The following is a 16,349-nucleotide window of genomic DNA, read 5'->3' on the forward strand; positions in this document are numbered from 1 at the left end:
TATCTATCTGCCAGCATAAGACAGAATTTAGTGATTATAGCCATTCCGAGAGAGTGTGAATGTCCGGCATAGAACATCATCAAGCTAGGCATGAATACTCAAGAATCTCTAAGACAGGTTACCTATCACCTCGAGCAGTTAAAAACAGAAAAACAGTCTTTGATAGCCTTTACTGTGCTTGTCGAAAGAGATTTGTATCGCTCAGCTATTGAGTCCAATAGTGACCCCGTTGATCACCTTGCCAAGAATTTGAAACGCCATCTAAAAAACCATGGTATCGATAACTCTCAAATGTGGTTTGTTTTTGAAGAATCCAGTAACAAAGGAAACCTCAAGAACCCGCATATACACGGCTTGATACTAGTAGATGACCACCAGCGAGAAGACCTCAAGAAAGCCTTACAAAAGAGCCTTGGTAAAGCCTCTAGATTAATGTCGCCTTTCAAACAACGAACTAAGAGGCTCTACTCTTTAGAGTGGGTAGATTATTGCTGCAAAGACCTAGAGGAAAATGCTGCGATACTTGGTAGAAATCCGGTTTATGTGAGTCGAAAACTACGCCAGTTAAAATCTCAAACTTTCGGTAATTCTTATACTAGCGAAAACCTTGATGAAGCCAATGATACCAAGGCTTTCAACGCTTTTTATCCTATTCACTGTAGTGTAGGTATATTTACCCCTATAAATACCACTAAAAACGATTCAAAACCGGAAAAGAAAACTCACCTTAAATCTATCCAAGAAATACTGAGAAAATACGGGTGCGAAGCACCCAACCGCCGAAGGCGGAAGTGAGCGAAGCGAACAGTCTAACCATCAAAAAGAAAAGCACAGGGAGTCCTGTGCTTTAGTGGATTACTTCCAAATAGGTGCTGTGTCAGCGTCATAAAACTCAATGTCAGCATTAATAAATCGAGCTGCATTAGCCATAGTTTCACGATTCCCTGGCAAGTTCTCATCACCATAGATACTGATAAACACTTTATCCACATTGCTCTCATTGATTTGGTCGAAAATATGTTGGTCATTTTCAGCCAAAGAGTGACCGTGGATGAACAAAGCTCCGTCTAGTTTCTTGAGAGCTTTATAGCAAGCGTTCAAGTAAGGGTTGTGCTCGATACGCTCTAGCTTCTTTTTGTATGTTGGTTCTGAGACAAACAAAGGGAATTTTCCGTTATCTAGGTTATCTCGTACTTTATCGACAATGCTTACATCAAAATCGTTGTTGAATGTATGCTTTTTAATTTTTGTTCCGGTGTCGTAAAGATGAAGCCCACCATGCAAGAAGTAGACGTTTTGATCTGGTCTATTTTCCCAAGTGTTGAAAGTAAACCCGTCTCCGGTTCTATAGCCCTCTGGAGCTATCTCTGTTTTGTTTACAATCCAATACAGTAGTAGGTCATAGTTCAGCGTAAAAATGTTCTTAAACTGTAAGATGAAAGGCTTAGCTTTCTGGTATTCAGCGATGGTCACTCGGCTAGAACGTTCTGGATGAGTATCTGAGATAACATCAATCAAAGAATCTTTAAGTTGCTCTTGGTCTGTGTTGATTTCATCAATCTTTGCAGCATCGACACCGTAGGTCTCACAAACAATCTCAGCGGCTTCTAATGCACGCATCACTTGCTCAAAATCATAAGTTTCAAACTTATTGAATATCTCTCTAATATTCGCATCTCGAGCGCCAAAGTTTGCTTGTTGAAGTAGGTTTTTATAATTAAAAATCCCATGGTCCCATGCTTGTGAGAAACCATTAGCTAATAGGATGGATGGCTTCACACCCTCCGGAAGATTCAAGCTATCGAGCTTGTCTTGAAATGACGGTAAAGGCATTCCCGTGTTCTCTTTGTGTGTATTGTTATGCAACTTTATTCTTTTCACACAGTCCGGTCTATACAGTTCAATCACACAACACACAAAAACGATCTGTAACGCTCTCTAAGAGCTTTAAACGCTAAACAAGCTACAACGAGTTATCTGATAGCGTAAAAACGTCACAACAGATCATACAGATCGATTTAGAGCTATTTACTGATGAGTTTGTAGATAATATTTGAAGAGATGAGAAAAAAGCTGATGGTCAAAGTGGCTTTGGATTAAATGGTTTGGACAAAGCATTTCATAACTTAAAGAGTATCTCTTTGTGTGACCACCAGCTTAAAGGCTAATGTTAGATACGATAGAAAGGCTTGTCGATGAGTCACTAGTTACTTAACTATAGGATTCATATAGATAAAGTAAGTCACTACTGACTGAACTGATCACCGTTTGTACTGCCGTGATCAAATACTGATCAGTCAGTCATAAGAAGAGTAGATCTTGATTGATCATCAAAGAAAATCTGTAGATAGTCGCGCGTGATGTTGAAGTAATTCATTTTCAGCAGGTACAAAAAAACCCGCTAGTGTGCGGGTTTCCTGTCACAAGAAAGAGCTGCAACTCGTTCTTGTGGATTGGTAACAGTTCACACCTGTCACCGGTAGCTCAGTGGATGATCGATTCACTGAACGAGTTGGATTTAACCACTCAAAGGCTACCTCTGGCAACTATAAGATGCCCAAAGTGGTATCAGATGGTTAATTGATGATCGACACAGCACTTAAATCTAAAAAACCTTTCGAAATCCGCAGTCATCACGGCTTAGTTCATGTACTGAATTTTATGGCCATTGGCTCAAAACGTGCGGAAAAAACAAACCTATCAATTCTTTCTATCATTGCTCAGTTCTGTAACTACAAAACAGAGTCTTGTGATGTTTTCGTTGGCACTATTATCGATAAAGCTTTTGAGCTTGGTTTACCCATGCCTGAGAAGCTTGATGCTCAGAAAAAACGCATCTCTAGAGCTATCAAGTGGGGTATGGAGCACTTACCGGGATTTACTCGAGAGCTGAATAGCAGAAGAAATCACTTTGGTGAGTATGACGGGCGTAAAGCTTCAACATATCACTTTGACCTGAGAACCATTGAGAAGTACTTCAACAAGGTTAAACCTCTGCTTGAAAAGCGTATGTATGCGTACAAGAAGAGTATTGCTACCAAAGCTGAGAAGAAAGCATATCTCGAAGAACAGCAAGCAAATCAAAATAAAATGTCTTCTAGGGATGAAGCTGTTTTGTCTTCTAGTGTAAATAAGAAGAACAAAAGAATAGAAAGAACATGTGATTCACAAGTGAATCGCAAACTTTCTCTTTCTGAATTCAATGAAGTATCAATGCTTGTCGCAGAGAACAACAAACTTCAAACAATGGTAGCGTTTTGTCAGCGTAAGCTTGCTGAAATTCAGATCAAGCGAAAAGCGAAGTCAGGGGAATTCATCCCAGCAATAAATAACCCTGTACCAGTTGTTAAGACTCAAGAGCAGTATCAAGCGCAGTTCCAGAAAGAGAGTACTCAAGCTGAAACACACAAGCAGACGTTAGAACGCAACGAGAGTGCATCTAGTTTTGTTGATGGGTTCTTTAAGTTCATTGGTGAAACAGAGCAAGCATTCAAACCAAGAGGCGGTAAAGGGTTCCGATACAGAGGGCTAAGACATGCGATTTTAGACCGAGTTTCACAGGTTTACTCTGACTCGGGTAGTGTTGAATACAGTGTTGTTGAAGAACGATTACACGCTTGGGGTGATACCAGCTACAAGACGTTGTTTTTAGGCCCACCCGGCACGGGCAAGACCATGCTCGCTTCACGCCTTTGTGACTTACTGCCTGAGATGAGTGATGACGAAGCGATGGAAACGGCTTCTGTTGCGTCACTCACCCAGCAAGAGATCAATCAATACAACTGGAAGCAGCGTCCATTTCGTTCCCCGCATCATTCAAGCTCGATGGCGGCACTGGTGGGTGGAGGCTCTGTGCCAAGGCCAGGAGAAATATCATTGGCGCACAATGGACTGTTGTTTCTTGATGAAATGCCTGAGTTTGAGAGAAAGGTGCTCGATTCATTGCGAGAACCGCTGGAGTCTGGAGAGATCATCATCTCACGGGCTGCGGGCAAAACCCGTTTTCCTGCTCGTTTCCAATTGGTCGGTGCGCTTAACCCAAGTCCAACGGGCTACTATGAGGGCAATCAAGCGCGTGCGAATCCACAGATTATTTTACGTTATTTGAATCGGCTGTCTGGGCCGCTGTTAGATCGCTTCGATATGTCATTGGAGATTCCGTTACTTCCCAAAGGTATGCTCGCTGAGGGTGGCGATCGGGGTGAGGGGACACAGGTCGTCAAGCAGCGTGTGGTGGATGCAAGGTCGACCATGGTTGAGCGAGGGGGAAAGCCTAATGCACTACTGACCAGCCGTGAAATTGAAAAGCACTGCCCGCTCGATAAGCAAGATGCTCAGTTCTTAGAAACGGCACTGCACCGGCTTGGGTTATCAATTCGTGCTTATCATCGCATCATCAAGGTTGCCCGCACCATTGCAGACCTTGAGGGGAGCGAACAGATTCACAAGAAGCATCTTTCGGAGGCGTTGGGGTATCGAGCTATGGACAGGTTGTTGAAGCAGTTGACGGCACAAGCGGTATAGCCAACAAAGCGGCTATACCGATGTGTTTGGATTAGAACTTGTAGTTCATACCAACTGAAACGATGTATTGAGACTCATCGTAGAAGGTGATGTTGGAATCACTGGTGCCGTAGCCTGCCAATGAAATGAATGACCAGTTATCCCAGTTCATGAACTTTTCATATTCATATGCGGCAAACAGATTGATGTTGTCATCACTGCGAACCGAGGTGAATTCGGTACTGGCACTATCGTAATCTCGTTGGCTGTAGCCCGCTGTTAGTGCGTATTGGTGACGGCCCGCGGCACCGAACAAGCTGACTTCAGCACCGATTTGGTCATAAGACTCGGCACTGCCATCAGCATCGCGAGATTGATAGATGATCGATGGCACTAGCATCATGCTGCGGCTCAGAGGTTGTCGATATTGGCCTTTCAAGTAGAAAGTATCCGCATCACGCTTTAGCTCGTCAGGCACATTATCTTGTTCAACATCTTTGGTGGCGTAGGCCATATCCAGTGAGAATGGTGAACCTGCGATACTGCTCAGTTTTAAACGAAAGGCGTTCCCCTTCTCGTCAGTTTTTGAACGAGGACCTGTTGTGTCATACGGGTCAGCCCAAGTCTCGCCGGACATAATGGTTGGTAGGATTGAAGCATCAATCACCATTCCTGATTGCAGCTGATACTTGTAGCCAACTTCAAGTACTACAGTACCTGTTGCGATATCGTCACGAGCGGTACCCGTATAAACCTGGTGATTTAAGCGCTCACCAAAGGTGTAAGCTATGCTGCCCAGTGGAGCGACTAAGAAAGAGCTTTCTGAAGACGCTTTTTGGTCAGTCGACGTGATGGTGCTATCGCCGTCGGTATTGAAGTTTGAAGTAGACGAGGTGACCCCAGCATTCAGGGAGATTTCACCGCTGATGCCTTGCTCATCGGCAAGCTTGGCGAAGGCAGGGGTAGCTGCAATGCTCAAAGCTAAAAACGTGATTTTTAATTTCATTCGCGGGGCTCCTTGCCCAACCTGTTAGTGATTAGTGAAAAACTATAGATAGTCCAAATACTAAAAGGTTCCTGATTAATTTTTTATCAATGATGCTTTTTGAGCATAGCAAAGAAAAAGGAAGCCGAAGCTCCCTTTTTTCAATGAGTTATTTCTTCAATAAGAAATTAACCAGTGCAAAATATTCATCAAGAGAGTTGATACCTTGCGCATCGACTAGGTAACGGTTATTAACCACAACCGCTGGAACGCCTGAAAGACCGCTGTCTTTGAATGCTTTATCGAAGCGACGCACCATAGAGTCAACCGCGAAGCCTTTGTATGCTGCATCGAACTTCTTCGCATCAACACCTTCATCTAGGAAGATTTGACGTAGCTCTTCTTCGTCGCGAGGCGCTTTGTTCATGTTGTGAACGCGGTTAAACATTACAGGCACCATCTTATCTTCTACTTTTAGCGCGATCATGGTCGCGTATGCCTTGCTCATAGGCTTACCCATAGCGCCACCCATGAAAGATACATGGTTTTTCTGAAGCTTAACGCCCTCAGGAAGTTGTTTTTTTAGCTGCTGAATGATTGGTTCAAAGCTATTACAGTGTGGGCAGTAGAATGAGAAAAACTCAGTAACAACTGGCTTTTTAGAAGGCTCTAGGTCTAGAACCTTATAGTGCTCACCTTCGTTAAATTGCGCTGCGTGAGCCGATAAGCTCAGCATAACCAATGAGAAAAATGCGAATAGCTTTTTCATTTATTCAATCTCCATTATGTTTGAATTTTTTGTTTGCTATCAGTGTTGCCTTACCACTGAGGCATTAACGAAAGTGGTGGCTCCTGTAGGGTAGCAATCTGCTCTTTACAAGCAAGTACTTGTTGCTCCCAGTATTTCGGGTCATTAAACCATGGAAATGCAATTGGGAAAGCAGGGTCTTGCCATCGCTTTGCTAACCATGCCATGTAATGCACCATACGTAGACCGCGCAGTGGCTCAATTAGTTTCAATTCTGCACTGTTAAAGTCACAAAACTCTTGATAAGCCTCCAATAAAATATCGAGCTGCATCAGTTTATCTTGGCGTTCGCCGTTGAGTAGCATCCACAGGTCTTGGATAGCAGGGCCATTGCGCGCATCATCAAGGTCGACAAACATCGGCCCGTCACGCCACAAAATGTTGCCTGGGTGGCAATCGCCATGCAGGCGAATAATTTTACTTGAGTCAGACCACTGCTCTTCTAGTGCATTGATCAACATATCAAGATCATTGAAGAATGCCGATTCGATGTGTGCAGGGATAAAGCGTGAATTCTCAAGGATTTTGCGTGGTTGATGCAGATACTCGTCGAGACTAATAGTCGGACGGTACTGAAATAGCTTTTCCGAGCTTGCTTTATGAATGCGTCCGAGAAAGCGACCGACGCCTTCCAACTGATCGAGATTATCCACTTCGTACTGACGCCCGCCAACACTATCAAATAGCGCAAAGAGATAGCCTTGATACTCATGTAGGGTTTGACCGTTGATCTTAATCGGTGGTGCAACCGGAATCTCTTGTTCAATCAAGTCGAGTGCGAAATCATGCTCTTCTTGGATCTGTTCTTTAGTCCAGCGTTGTGGGCGATAGAACTTCACAACGTAGCGCTTGCTATCTTCATCACTAAATTGATAGACGCGGTTCTCGTAGCTATTGAGCGCCAATAGGCCTGACTCGGCACGAACCCCAATGCTTTCTAGGGCGTACCACATGAAGTCAGGCGTCAGGTTATCAAAGTTAAAAGCTTGTTCGGTCATAAAATAAAAAAGGCTCATTACTGAGCCTTTTTCCATTGATTGGGTTGAAATACCGAGTGGTAATCCACTAGATATTAGAGCTTTTTGATAAAGCGGCTTTCAACTTCCATCGTAAACTCTTCATTATCCGAGAGTATAAACTGAATTGTCGAAACTGGTGAGCTGAGTTTTTCTGGATCTGCCCCCAAGCTGATCGGCAGGTTAAGTACTTCACCTGGATCTACAGCAACGGTCTGCTTACCGTACCAGATCGCTTCTGGTAGTCCGTTGACGCTTAAATCATACTCTTGAACCTGTTGGGTTTTGTTGATGATTTTGAGTGTGTAGGTGTTCTCAACAAAGCCTTGAGTGTTGATTCTGAACAGTTGGTTTCGGTCTCGAAGCACGGTTAAACCTGCTGGGTCGACACTCGCCACCTGCACAAAGAACAAACCAATCATCAGTAGCAGCACGCCGCCATAACCCAGCAGCTTAGGTCGCATGACCTTAGTGTTGTGACCTTCTAGACGGTGTTCAGTGGTGTAATTGATCAGGCCTTTCTCATAGCCCATACGATCCATGGTTTGGTCACAGGCATCGATACAAGCGCCACAGTTTATACACTCATATTGCAGGCCATCACGGATATCAATACCAGTAGGACATACCTGCACACACAAATTACAGTCGATACAGTCACCTAAGCCCAGTGCTTTAGGATCGGCTTTGCGCGAACGAGGACCACGGCTTTCACCACGCTCTGTGTCGTAGCCAACAATAAAGGTATCTTTATCAAACATCGCAGATTGGAAACGCGCGTACGGACACATGTGTAGACACACGATCGAACGCATCCAACCCGCATTAGCGTAGGTACAGCCAGCGAAGAACAGAACCCAAAATACTGGCCAGAAAGAAGCATCGAAGGTAAAGAAACCAACCACCAGCTCTTTTACTGGAATAAAGTAGCCAACGAAGGTGAGACCTGTTGCTAAGGCGATTGCCCACCATGCAATGTGCTTAATGGTTTTACGTAGCATCAGATTCGGTGTCAGCTTGCCCGAGTCTTGCTTTTTACGTTTATTGGCTGAACCTTCTAGTTTCTCTTCAAACCAGATGTACATAAAGGTCCAAACGGTTTGTGGACATAGGTAACCACACCAAACACGGCCTAAAAAGGTGGTAATAAAGAACAGGCCAAAGGCTGCGATCATGAACAAGATCGCCAACAGGGTCAGATCTTGAGGGTAAAGCGTGGTGCCAAAGAAATTAAACTGCTGATTACCAATATCGAGCAATATTGCTTGTCGCTCTCCAAACGGTATCCACGGGATTAACGCGAACAGTAGCAGTAGGAACCAGCCACCGTAGCGGCGCAGCTGTTGGAACTTACCCTTGCTTTCACGCACGTAGATGCGGTTATTGGGGTTAAATCGATCTCCATTACCTTTATGTGTCTTGGGATTAAAGGTTTTAGGAGTCACATCTTTGATATCGATTTTATCCTGACTCATGGACTATCCTTTTGATGGTATAGGTACCCTTTCTTGGTGTGGGCACTTTATGACATTGCTTTTAAGTAACTCTGCGGGAGAATCTTGCATACCGTAGCTTTGGTATATCACTGGACCCTATACACGCTACTCTTATTTTAGAAGATTCTTATGGGAGGCGATTATAGCGACAATACTGTTCTCATTTCTTTAACGCTATCAACCTTTAGCAACAAAACTCATAACAGTTGTGACGAAAAAATAGCGAACAGAAACAAAAAAGCGACCGAATGGTCGCCTTTAAAATAGTTGAGCTGAAACTGAGTTGGATTAGATGATGCCGCGTGCTTTTAGAATAGCGGTCTTGAAATCGTCTTCTTGGTCTTTTTTCAGGCCAGGGATCATCTCGTCTTTCTGGCTGTTACGCATCTTCAGGTGGTAGATCAGTACGTCATCGGTGAGATCTTCAAGTTTACCTTCGTAGCCCGCCTCTTTAGATAGCTTAATGATGAATTCAAGCAGGTTTAGCTCTTGGTCTTTTTGCCACTCAGGCTCCATTAGCTCGATCAGCTCTTCAATGCGATGGCATTTCATTTCTATTCTCCACAAATTTTATAATGATTTGCAGTAAAGGTATCAAATCGGATACGGAATACCAATCCAACAGGCAAGAAAAAAGCGCAGTAAAAACTGCGCTTTTTGTTATGCGGCTTTAATTACTTTTGCAGAGCTAGACGTAAGCAGAGCAGTCTTCTCGACAAGAGTCATTGTTGGAGCCACGTTCTTTGCCGTTGGAGCAGCAACAAAGCCACTACGACGACGCATCGCACTACGGTTGGTGTGCGAAAACCTGACAGCTGTTGGTCGCATTGAGTTACCTAACGGTCAGGCATATCCATTGCCAATTTAATGGCCTGACCCAAAATGAGCTGCACTTTAATTGCTTGAAGTTAGGCTCGTCTGGCTTTCGCCAATCCAATCATGAATCAGGATAATGATATGCGTGCATATCAATAACAGATTATCATCATCTGGTTGAACGATCGATGCTTGTTGGAAAAATTGCCGCCAATAACGGCTAAAATTGTGTGAGCAGTATATTTGAGTTTGAACCTCTTTCAGGCTTAAGATGGTGCTTTAAAGGAGGTGCATATGTCGTTCTTAAAGAAAACGCTAGCAAGTTTTGGTATTGGATCGGCGAAGGTAGATTCGGTACTCCAACAAGAAGTGCTTTACCCTGGCCGTAAAGCCAACATTATTGTGCACGTTTACGGTGGCTCCCAACCTCAAGAGATCGATAACATCGACCTCAATCTGTGCTGCCGTTACATCAAGGAAGTTCCAATTAACCCCGATAAACAAGATCGAGGTCAGACGCGTCGTGTCCATCAAACGTATTCATTGGCGAAGTGGAGCCTGCCTTATGCCTTCACTATTGAGCCAGGTGAAACTCGCGACTTTGAGTGTGAGTTTGATGTACCACTCAACACGCCGGTGACCATTGGTGATGCGAAAGTGTGGCTGGAAACCGGCTTAGACATCGCTATGGCTATCGATCCATCTGATAAAGATGTACTCACGGTACGCCCTGACGAGTTGCTTGATGGCATCTTTAACGAGCTTGAGGCGCAGGGGTTGCGCATTCGACAAGTCGAGTGTGAAGCGGTGGATGGCTTTGAGTTACCGTTTGTTCAAGAGTTCGAGTTTGTACCAACGACAGGGCCTTACCATGGCCGTTGGCGTGAGCTGGAAGTGGTAGCACACCGCGATGAGCAAGAGCTGAAAATGTGGTTTGAGATTGACCGCAACCGCGATGGTGCTAAAGGCATGTTAGCGAGCCTGCTTGGTGTCGGTAAGCTCAAACGCCAGCTAAGCATCCCTCTTGATACCTCGCCACAACAGGCGGGTGAGATGGTGATTGAGTATTTGGAGAGCGTCTCTTAGTCTCTCAATCCGGCGATAATACGGTCGATAAAAATTTAAGCTTACACGTGTAAGCTTAATGTGCAATACTAGAGTAAATGTTCGATTACTCTAGTAGGGTTCCCATGTCTGAAGCCAAAGTTAGTGAATACAGTGAAATAGAAGAGAGAGCCAATGCGATAACACACGGCCTTGGGGTGGTGTTGGGTATTGTTGGTTTAATTTTATTGCTCATCAAAGCCAATCAGTTCGACGCTGACTCACTAACCGTAGCGAGCATGGCAGTCTACGGCAGTAGTATTATCTTACTGTTTCTTGCTTCAACCCTATATCATTCAATCACCACCGCGAAAACTAAGCGCTTGCTAAAAACCCTCGATCACTGCGCGATCTATTTGCTGATAGCAGGCAGCTATACTCCCTTCTTACTAGTCAGTTTAAGAACTCCGCTGGCCTTTGGCTTAATGGGCGTAATATGGGCGATAGCCTTAGTCGGAATCGTGATGAAGATTGCCTTTGTGTATCGCTTTAAGCGCTTGTCGTTAGTCACGTACCTGGCAATGGGATGGTTGTCGCTGATAGTGATTTATCAACTAGCAAAGAGTGTGGAGTTGGGGGGGTTGATCCTGCTGGCTGTTGGCGGAATCATCTACTCTTTAGGGGTGATTTTCTATGTCGCTAAACGCATCCCATACAACCATGCCATTTGGCATCTATTTGTACTGGCAGGATGCGCCTGTCATTTCTTTGCGATCTATCTATACGTTACGCCAGTTTAGCGAGCCAGAACCTCAATTACTTCTGCTTGAAGTTGGTATTGGTCCTGTTTATCTACTGCTAGCTTAATCGATTTGCCTTCGGCACTGCTTTGTGGACGAAGGTAAGTTTCGGCCATACGCTTAATCGACTTCCAAGTATCTACTTGTTGCTCTGCCAACAGTTCTCCCTCTGTCGAGAACACTTTAACCTTCAGTGAAACAAAGATGATTGGCTGAGTACCTTGGTTAGTGATCGCTGTTGGAATGACGAGTTCACCATCTTGATAGCTTGCTGTGCCCAATAGGATATCGACCCCAGACTTAGACAGTTGCAGGCTTGGCTTAGTATCGTTGAGCTTAATCGTAGTACCAGTAACGGCGGTCGCAACAGGAATCACCGCGATGCTTGGCTTCGCAGATGTACCCGAAGTCGTGACTTCAGATTCAACTTTGGTCGTCACGTACTCCCATGTAAAGTCATCTTTAAGATTCACCTGTTTACCATCGGGTAGGGTGATCAGTTGATCGGCGAATACAGTACCGCTGAGTAGTGCGCTAGCCATTAATAGATAAGATCGCATAGTGTTTTCCTTTTTAATGCTTAATTAACGACGCCAGAAAGCTGGGAAGAACAGTACCAATAGGGTCAGAATTTCCAACCTTCCCATCAGCATGCCAAAGCTTAGCAGCCACTTAGCGGCATCAGGCAGAGGTGCAAAGTTTCCAGTTGGACCAATCACGCTGCCCATGCCTGGGCCAACGTTGGCAACCGCAGTGATCGCGCCAGAAATGCTGGTGATGGGATCGAGCCCCATCGCACTTAACCCGCCGGCAATTAAGATAATAGTAATAAAGAACATCAAACCAAAAGCCACCAAAGAACGTACGATATCGTCGTTAACTGGGCGTTGGTTGTAACGTTGAACAAACACACCTGAAGGGTGGATAAGCTTCATCATCTGTTTGTGTAGTAGCGTCATCGCGATCTGGAAGCGGAAGATTTTGATACCACCAGAGGTCGACCCGGAACAAGCCCCAGCCATCATCAAGAAGGCAAACAGAGTCGTTGGTAGAGCGCCCCAAGCTGTGAAGTCTTCCAAACCAAAACCTGTAGTCGTAACCACTGAGACGATATTGAACATCGACACGCGTAGTGCATCCATCATGGTGTATCCATCACGAATAACTAACCACATTGAAATCACAACACTCGAAGCAAGAAACAGGTAAGTAAAACCTCGAACCTGAGCATCTTTGTAGAGCGGCGCCAGCTTGCGTCCGCGTAGAGCACTGACAAACAGCAGGAAAGGCAAGCCGCCTAGGAACATGAATAGGGTTCCAACCCAGTGCGCACTGTTTGAGAAGTGGTTCATCGAGCCGTCAGAGGTCGAGTAACCACCAGTCGAGAGTGTGGTAAATGCGTGGTTAATGGCGTCAAACATGCTCATGCCAGCGAAGAGGTAGCTGATAAAGCACAGTCCTGTAAGAACCAAATAGACCGCCACAATGTTCTTGGCCACGGTTTTCGCTCGTGGGCTACTCTTATCTGACCAATCTGAAGATTCAGTCTGGAACAGACGCATACCACCGACGTTGAGCATTGGTAGTACTGCTACTGCCATTACGATGAAGCCTACGCCACCAAGCCATTGCAATATAGATCGCCACAGCAAGATACTTGGTGCCATATTATCCAGCCCACTCAGTACCGTTGAGCCGGTAGTGGTAATCCCCGACATGGTCTCAAAGTAGGCATCGGTAAAGCTAATATGGTTGATGAACACAAACGGCAGCGCGGCAAATGCACTGGCGATTGTCCACACCAAAGAGGTGATCAGGAACATGTCCCGCACGCCAAGTCTGAAGTGAGCAGTGCGACCAAGACTCAGGCAGATAAAGGCGATCACGTGGGTGATCACCACCGATTGACCAAACTCTAGAAAGCCACCTGTCCCTGTAAAAAAAGCAACCAGAGTCGGTACATACATAAACAGGGCAAGTTTTGACAGTACTAGCCCAATAACCAACAGAATGGGGCGTAAATTAACCATGATGTTTTACAGGTGCGCGCTTACAAGAAGAACGGACTCGGTTGGAATAGCGATTCGACGTCTGGAACGTATTTCTTATCAACCAAGAACATCACCACGTGGTCATCCTGCTCAATCACAGTTCTATCATGGGCAATCAGTACTTCTTCACCACGAACTATCGCACCAATAGTGGTGCCCGGTGGCAGTTTAATATCACCAATGGCTCTGCCCACAACCTTAGAGGTGGTTTCATCACCGTGGGCGATCGCTTCAATCGCTTCCGCAGCACCGCGTCGTAGAGACGATACGTTTACGATATCGGCACGGCGCACATGAGTCAGTAGTGCAGAGATGGTTGCTTGTTGTGGAGATATCGCAATATCAATCACACCACCTTGCACGAGATCGACATAGGCACCACGTTGGATCAGTACCATAACCTTCTTAGCGCCCATGCGCTTGGCTAGCATCGCTGACATGATGTTGGTTTCATCTTCATTGGTCAGTGCGATGAATACGTCTACTTGGTCGATGTTCTCTTCGGTCAGCAGCTCTTGGTCAGCAGCGTCACCACAGAATACGATGGTGTTCTCAAGCTCTTCAGAGAGTTTTTCAGCACGAGTGTAGCTGCGCTCAATTAGTTTGATGCTGTAGCTCTGTTCGAGGCGTTTAGCTAAGCTGGCTCCTATGTTACCACCACCGACAATCATCACGCGGCGGTAAGGCTTCTCAAGGCGCTGCAGTTCACTCATGACCGAACGGATGTGGTTACTTGCCGCGACGAAGAACACTTCATCATCGGCTTCAATGATGGTGGTACCTTGAGGTCGAATTGGACGCCCTTGACGGAAAATAGCGGCTACACGAGTATCGATGTGAGGCATGTGCTCACGTAGGGCCGATAGTGCATTACCTACAAGAGGACCGCCGTAGTAGGCTTTTACTGCCACTAGGCTTACCTTTTGCTCGGCAAAACTTACCACTTGTAGTGCGCCTGGGTATTGGATTAGACGTTCAATGTAGCTGGTCACCAGCTCTTCTGGGGCAATAAGGTGATCAACCGGAATCGCACCAGATTTAAATAGGGCTTCTTTCTCTTCCAAGTATTCTGGAGAGCGAATTCGCGCAATTCGGTTAGGTGTATTAAATAGAGAAAAGGCGACCTGACACGCGGCCATGTTGGTTTCATCCATATTGGTTACCGCAACCAACATGTCTGCATCTTGAGCACCGGCTTCACGCAGGGTATTAGGGTGACTGGCGTAGCCATTGACTACCCTAAGGTCGTATTTGTCTTGAAGTTCACGCAGTCGATCACCATCGCGGTCGACAATCGTGATGTCATTGTTTTCACCTACTAAGTTCTCAGCAAGGGTGCCGCCTACTTGTCCGGCACCTAGGATAATGATCTTCATAGCCTTTCTCTTATTATTTGTTATCTAACGCCTTGGTGGTTATACACCACAACGAAACAGCGGCTAAGAACCTCTTCTTAGCCGCTGCATAATTACGCTTGTTTTACTAACACTGCGTAGTAGAAACCATCCATATCTTCCTCACCAGGTAGAATTTGACGACCTGGTTGTTCGATATCGGAGCCGACAAGAGTTGCGTCGGTTGTGCGTTCAAGGAACGCTTTCACTTGCAGCACGTTTTCTTGTGGTGTGATTGAGCAAGTCGCATACACCATAGTGCCGCCTGGCTTCAGTTGTCCCCACATCGCGTCCATGATTTCGCTTTGCAGTTCCGCTAGAGCCTCAATATCAGAAGCTCGGCGCAGCCACTTGATATCAGGGTGGCGACGAATAACGCCAGTAGCTGAACATGGTGCATCAAGTAGGATACGGTCAAATTGAGCACCACTCCACCAATCTTGTGGGTAGCGTGCATCACCACAGATTACGTCAGCACGTAATTGAAGGCGCTCTAGGTTGTCGTAAACGCGGTCTAGGCGTTTAGCATCAGCATCAATCGCAACCACTTCAGTATCGTTAGTGTGCTCAAGGATGTGCGCGGTTTTACCACCTGGTGCAGCACAGCAGTCGAGGATTAGCTCACCGTCTTTTGGCGTTAGGTAATCAACCGACAATTGCGCAGCGGCATCTTGTACCGATACCCAACCCTTATCAAAGCCTGGTAGCAGAGTGACATCGCAAGGTGCAGATAATTTTATGGCATCTGCTGCTTGTGAGTGCAGGGTGTATTCAATGTTTTCGTTTTTAAGTAGCTCGGCATATTCATCACGAGTGTGGTGCTGACGGTTTACACGTAGCCACATTGGAGCCTTGCTGTTGTTCGCTTCTACAAGTTGCTCCCACTGATTTGGGTAGCTCTCTTGCAACATTTTTAGGATCCAGCTTGGGTGTCCGTATTTGCCAGCATTGTGGCTCGTCGCCGCTTCATCCAATGCTTCTTGGTCGCGTAAGTAGTTACGCAATACCGCATTGATCAGGCCGCTAAGGTTTTGTCCACGCAGTGTTTTGGTTGCTTCAACTGTTTCACCTACCGCCGCGTGCGAAGGAATACGCATGAAGCTCAGCTGGTAAATACCAACCAGAATAAGGTGGTGAAAAACACGTTTCTTGCCCTTTAATGGATTATCCATCAATTGGTTGGCGATAGACTCTAGGCGAGGTAGGTAGCGTAGAGCGCCGTAACAGATCTCTTGCAGTAGTGCGTGGTCTCGTGGGCGGATCGTTTTTTGAGCCGCAGGTAGAGCGTGTGAAAGAGAGTGGCCTTTATCGACAACTTGGAATAGGACATTGGCAGCAGCAGCGCGAACATTCATGGGGAGTACCGACTATTTTATTGAATACATGAGGGCATCTCTGCCCTCGTAAAGGTTGTAGACTGTGTTACTTACAGTCGT

At 45.7% G+C, this 16,349-nt stretch carries 15 protein-coding genes; 4 read left to right on the top strand and 11 right to left on the bottom strand.

Annotation, left to right across the window (positions count from 1 at the left end):
• The first annotated feature begins 90 nt into the window (after window positions 1-90).
• Window positions 91-795, top strand: a complete 705-nt coding sequence (locus tag AC6R05_RS10090) for a hypothetical protein (protein ID WP_500647268.1) — start codon at window positions 91-93, stop codon at window positions 793-795.
• A gap of 60 nt (window positions 796-855) precedes the next feature.
• On the opposite strand, the gene AC6R05_RS10095 is transcribed toward AC6R05_RS10090, so the two are convergent.
• Window positions 856-1,866: a DUF4917 family protein gene (locus AC6R05_RS10095; protein ID WP_500647269.1), complete on the bottom strand. Its 1,011-nt coding sequence runs from the start codon at window positions 1,864-1,866 to the stop codon at window positions 856-858.
• 1,380 nt (window positions 1,867-3,246) lie between these two features.
• Between AC6R05_RS10095 and AC6R05_RS10100 the strand changes: the two genes are divergently transcribed.
• Entirely contained in the window at window positions 3,247-4,524 is a 1,278-nt protein-coding gene (locus AC6R05_RS10100) for a YifB family Mg chelatase-like AAA ATPase (protein ID WP_500647283.1), read from the top strand.
• 31 nt (window positions 4,525-4,555) lie between these two features.
• Here AC6R05_RS10100 and AC6R05_RS10105 read toward each other — a convergent pair whose 3' ends face one another.
• The 6 genes from AC6R05_RS10105 to AC6R05_RS10130 all read right to left on the bottom strand — a co-directional run bounded on the left by AC6R05_RS10105 (window position 4,556) and on the right by AC6R05_RS10130 (window position 9,636).
• On the bottom strand, window positions 4,556-5,509 hold the full coding sequence (locus AC6R05_RS10105) for a DUF2860 domain-containing protein (protein WP_500647270.1): 954 nt from the start codon (window positions 5,507-5,509) through the stop codon (window positions 4,556-4,558).
• A gap of 148 nt (window positions 5,510-5,657) precedes the next feature.
• Window positions 5,658-6,257 carry a thiol:disulfide interchange protein DsbA/DsbL gene (locus tag AC6R05_RS10110; protein ID WP_500647271.1) on the bottom strand — a complete coding sequence of 200 codons (600 nt, stop codon included), beginning with the start codon at window positions 6,255-6,257 and terminating at the stop codon, window positions 5,658-5,660.
• A gap of 50 nt (window positions 6,258-6,307) precedes the next feature.
• Window positions 6,308-7,294 (bottom strand): serine/threonine protein kinase, encoded by a 987-nt coding sequence (locus tag AC6R05_RS10115; RefSeq protein WP_500647272.1) that lies wholly within the window; start codon window positions 7,292-7,294, stop codon window positions 6,308-6,310.
• A gap of 74 nt (window positions 7,295-7,368) precedes the next feature.
• Window positions 7,369-8,787 carry a cytochrome c oxidase accessory protein CcoG gene (gene ccoG, locus AC6R05_RS10120; RefSeq protein ID WP_285467387.1) on the bottom strand — a complete coding sequence of 473 codons (1,419 nt, stop codon included), beginning with the start codon at window positions 8,785-8,787 and terminating at the stop codon, window positions 7,369-7,371.
• Between the two features lie 309 nt (window positions 8,788-9,096).
• The gene (locus AC6R05_RS10125; protein WP_032548658.1) at window positions 9,097-9,360 is read right to left on the bottom strand and encodes a YihD family protein; all 264 of its coding nucleotides are present in this window, start codon (window positions 9,358-9,360) and stop codon (window positions 9,097-9,099) included.
• Between the two features lie 108 nt (window positions 9,361-9,468).
• Window positions 9,469-9,636: a hypothetical protein gene (locus AC6R05_RS10130; RefSeq protein WP_167332336.1), complete on the bottom strand. Its 168-nt coding sequence runs from the start codon at window positions 9,634-9,636 to the stop codon at window positions 9,469-9,471.
• A 282-nt stretch (window positions 9,637-9,918) separates the two neighbouring features.
• Between AC6R05_RS10130 and AC6R05_RS10135 the strand changes: the two genes are divergently transcribed.
• Window positions 9,919-10,710 (top strand): sporulation protein, encoded by a 792-nt coding sequence (locus tag AC6R05_RS10135; protein ID WP_152469486.1) that lies wholly within the window; start codon window positions 9,919-9,921, stop codon window positions 10,708-10,710.
• A 104-nt stretch (window positions 10,711-10,814) separates the two neighbouring features.
• Entirely contained in the window at window positions 10,815-11,468 is a 654-nt protein-coding gene (trhA, locus tag AC6R05_RS10140; protein ID WP_500647273.1) for a PAQR family membrane homeostasis protein TrhA, read from the top strand.
• On the opposite strand, the gene AC6R05_RS10145 is transcribed toward trhA, so the two are convergent.
• The 4 genes from AC6R05_RS10145 to rsmB all read right to left on the bottom strand — a co-directional run bounded on the left by AC6R05_RS10145 (window position 11,465) and on the right by rsmB (window position 16,268).
• A complete protein-coding gene (locus tag AC6R05_RS10145) occupies window positions 11,465-12,028 on the bottom strand; it encodes a DUF3157 family protein (RefSeq protein ID WP_500647274.1) in 564 nt (187 codons plus the stop codon). The genes trhA and AC6R05_RS10145 overlap by 4 nt on opposite strands.
• 24 nt (window positions 12,029-12,052) lie before the next feature.
• A complete protein-coding gene (locus tag AC6R05_RS10150; protein WP_500647275.1) occupies window positions 12,053-13,498 on the bottom strand; it encodes a TrkH family potassium uptake protein in 1,446 nt (481 codons plus the stop codon).
• A 20-nt stretch (window positions 13,499-13,518) separates the two neighbouring features.
• Window positions 13,519-14,895, bottom strand: coding sequence for a Trk system potassium transporter TrkA (gene trkA / locus AC6R05_RS10155; RefSeq protein WP_032548662.1), 1,377 nt, complete (start codon window positions 14,893-14,895; stop codon window positions 13,519-13,521).
• 92 nt (window positions 14,896-14,987) lie between these two features.
• Entirely contained in the window at window positions 14,988-16,268 is a 1,281-nt protein-coding gene (gene rsmB, locus AC6R05_RS10160) for a 16S rRNA (cytosine(967)-C(5))-methyltransferase RsmB (protein ID WP_500647276.1), read from the bottom strand.
• Between the last annotated feature and the right edge of the window lie 81 nt (window positions 16,269-16,349).

Source organism: Vibrio sp. R11-SG3-ISO9, from assembly GCF_059834255.1.

Coding starts and splice junctions, on each gene's coding strand:
- ccoG (WP_285467387.1), bottom strand. CDS start 8,787: ATGAGTCAGGATAAAATCGATATCAAAGATGTGACTCCTAAAACCTTT.
- AC6R05_RS10105 (WP_500647270.1), bottom strand. CDS start 5,509: ATGAAATTAAAAATCACGTTTTTAGCTTTGAGCATTGCAGCTACCCCT.
- AC6R05_RS10090 (WP_500647268.1), top strand. CDS start 91: ATGAATACTCAAGAATCTCTAAGACAGGTTACCTATCACCTCGAGCAG.
- AC6R05_RS10125 (WP_032548658.1), bottom strand. CDS start 9,360: ATGAAATGCCATCGCATTGAAGAGCTGATCGAGCTAATGGAGCCTGAG.
- AC6R05_RS10150 (WP_500647275.1), bottom strand. CDS start 13,498: ATGGTTAATTTACGCCCCATTCTGTTGGTTATTGGGCTAGTACTGTCA.
- AC6R05_RS10135 (WP_152469486.1), top strand. CDS start 9,919: ATGTCGTTCTTAAAGAAAACGCTAGCAAGTTTTGGTATTGGATCGGCG.
- trhA (WP_500647273.1), top strand. CDS start 10,815: ATGTCTGAAGCCAAAGTTAGTGAATACAGTGAAATAGAAGAGAGAGCC.
- AC6R05_RS10115 (WP_500647272.1), bottom strand. CDS start 7,294: ATGACCGAACAAGCTTTTAACTTTGATAACCTGACGCCTGACTTCATG.
- rsmB (WP_500647276.1), bottom strand. CDS start 16,268: ATGAATGTTCGCGCTGCTGCTGCCAATGTCCTATTCCAAGTTGTCGAT.
- AC6R05_RS10145 (WP_500647274.1), bottom strand. CDS start 12,028: ATGCGATCTTATCTATTAATGGCTAGCGCACTACTCAGCGGTACTGTA.
- AC6R05_RS10100 (WP_500647283.1), top strand. CDS start 3,247: ATGGTAGCGTTTTGTCAGCGTAAGCTTGCTGAAATTCAGATCAAGCGA.
- trkA (WP_032548662.1), bottom strand. CDS start 14,895: ATGAAGATCATTATCCTAGGTGCCGGACAAGTAGGCGGCACCCTTGCT.
- AC6R05_RS10130 (WP_167332336.1), bottom strand. CDS start 9,636: ATGCGACCAACAGCTGTCAGGTTTTCGCACACCAACCGTAGTGCGATG.
- AC6R05_RS10110 (WP_500647271.1), bottom strand. CDS start 6,257: ATGAAAAAGCTATTCGCATTTTTCTCATTGGTTATGCTGAGCTTATCG.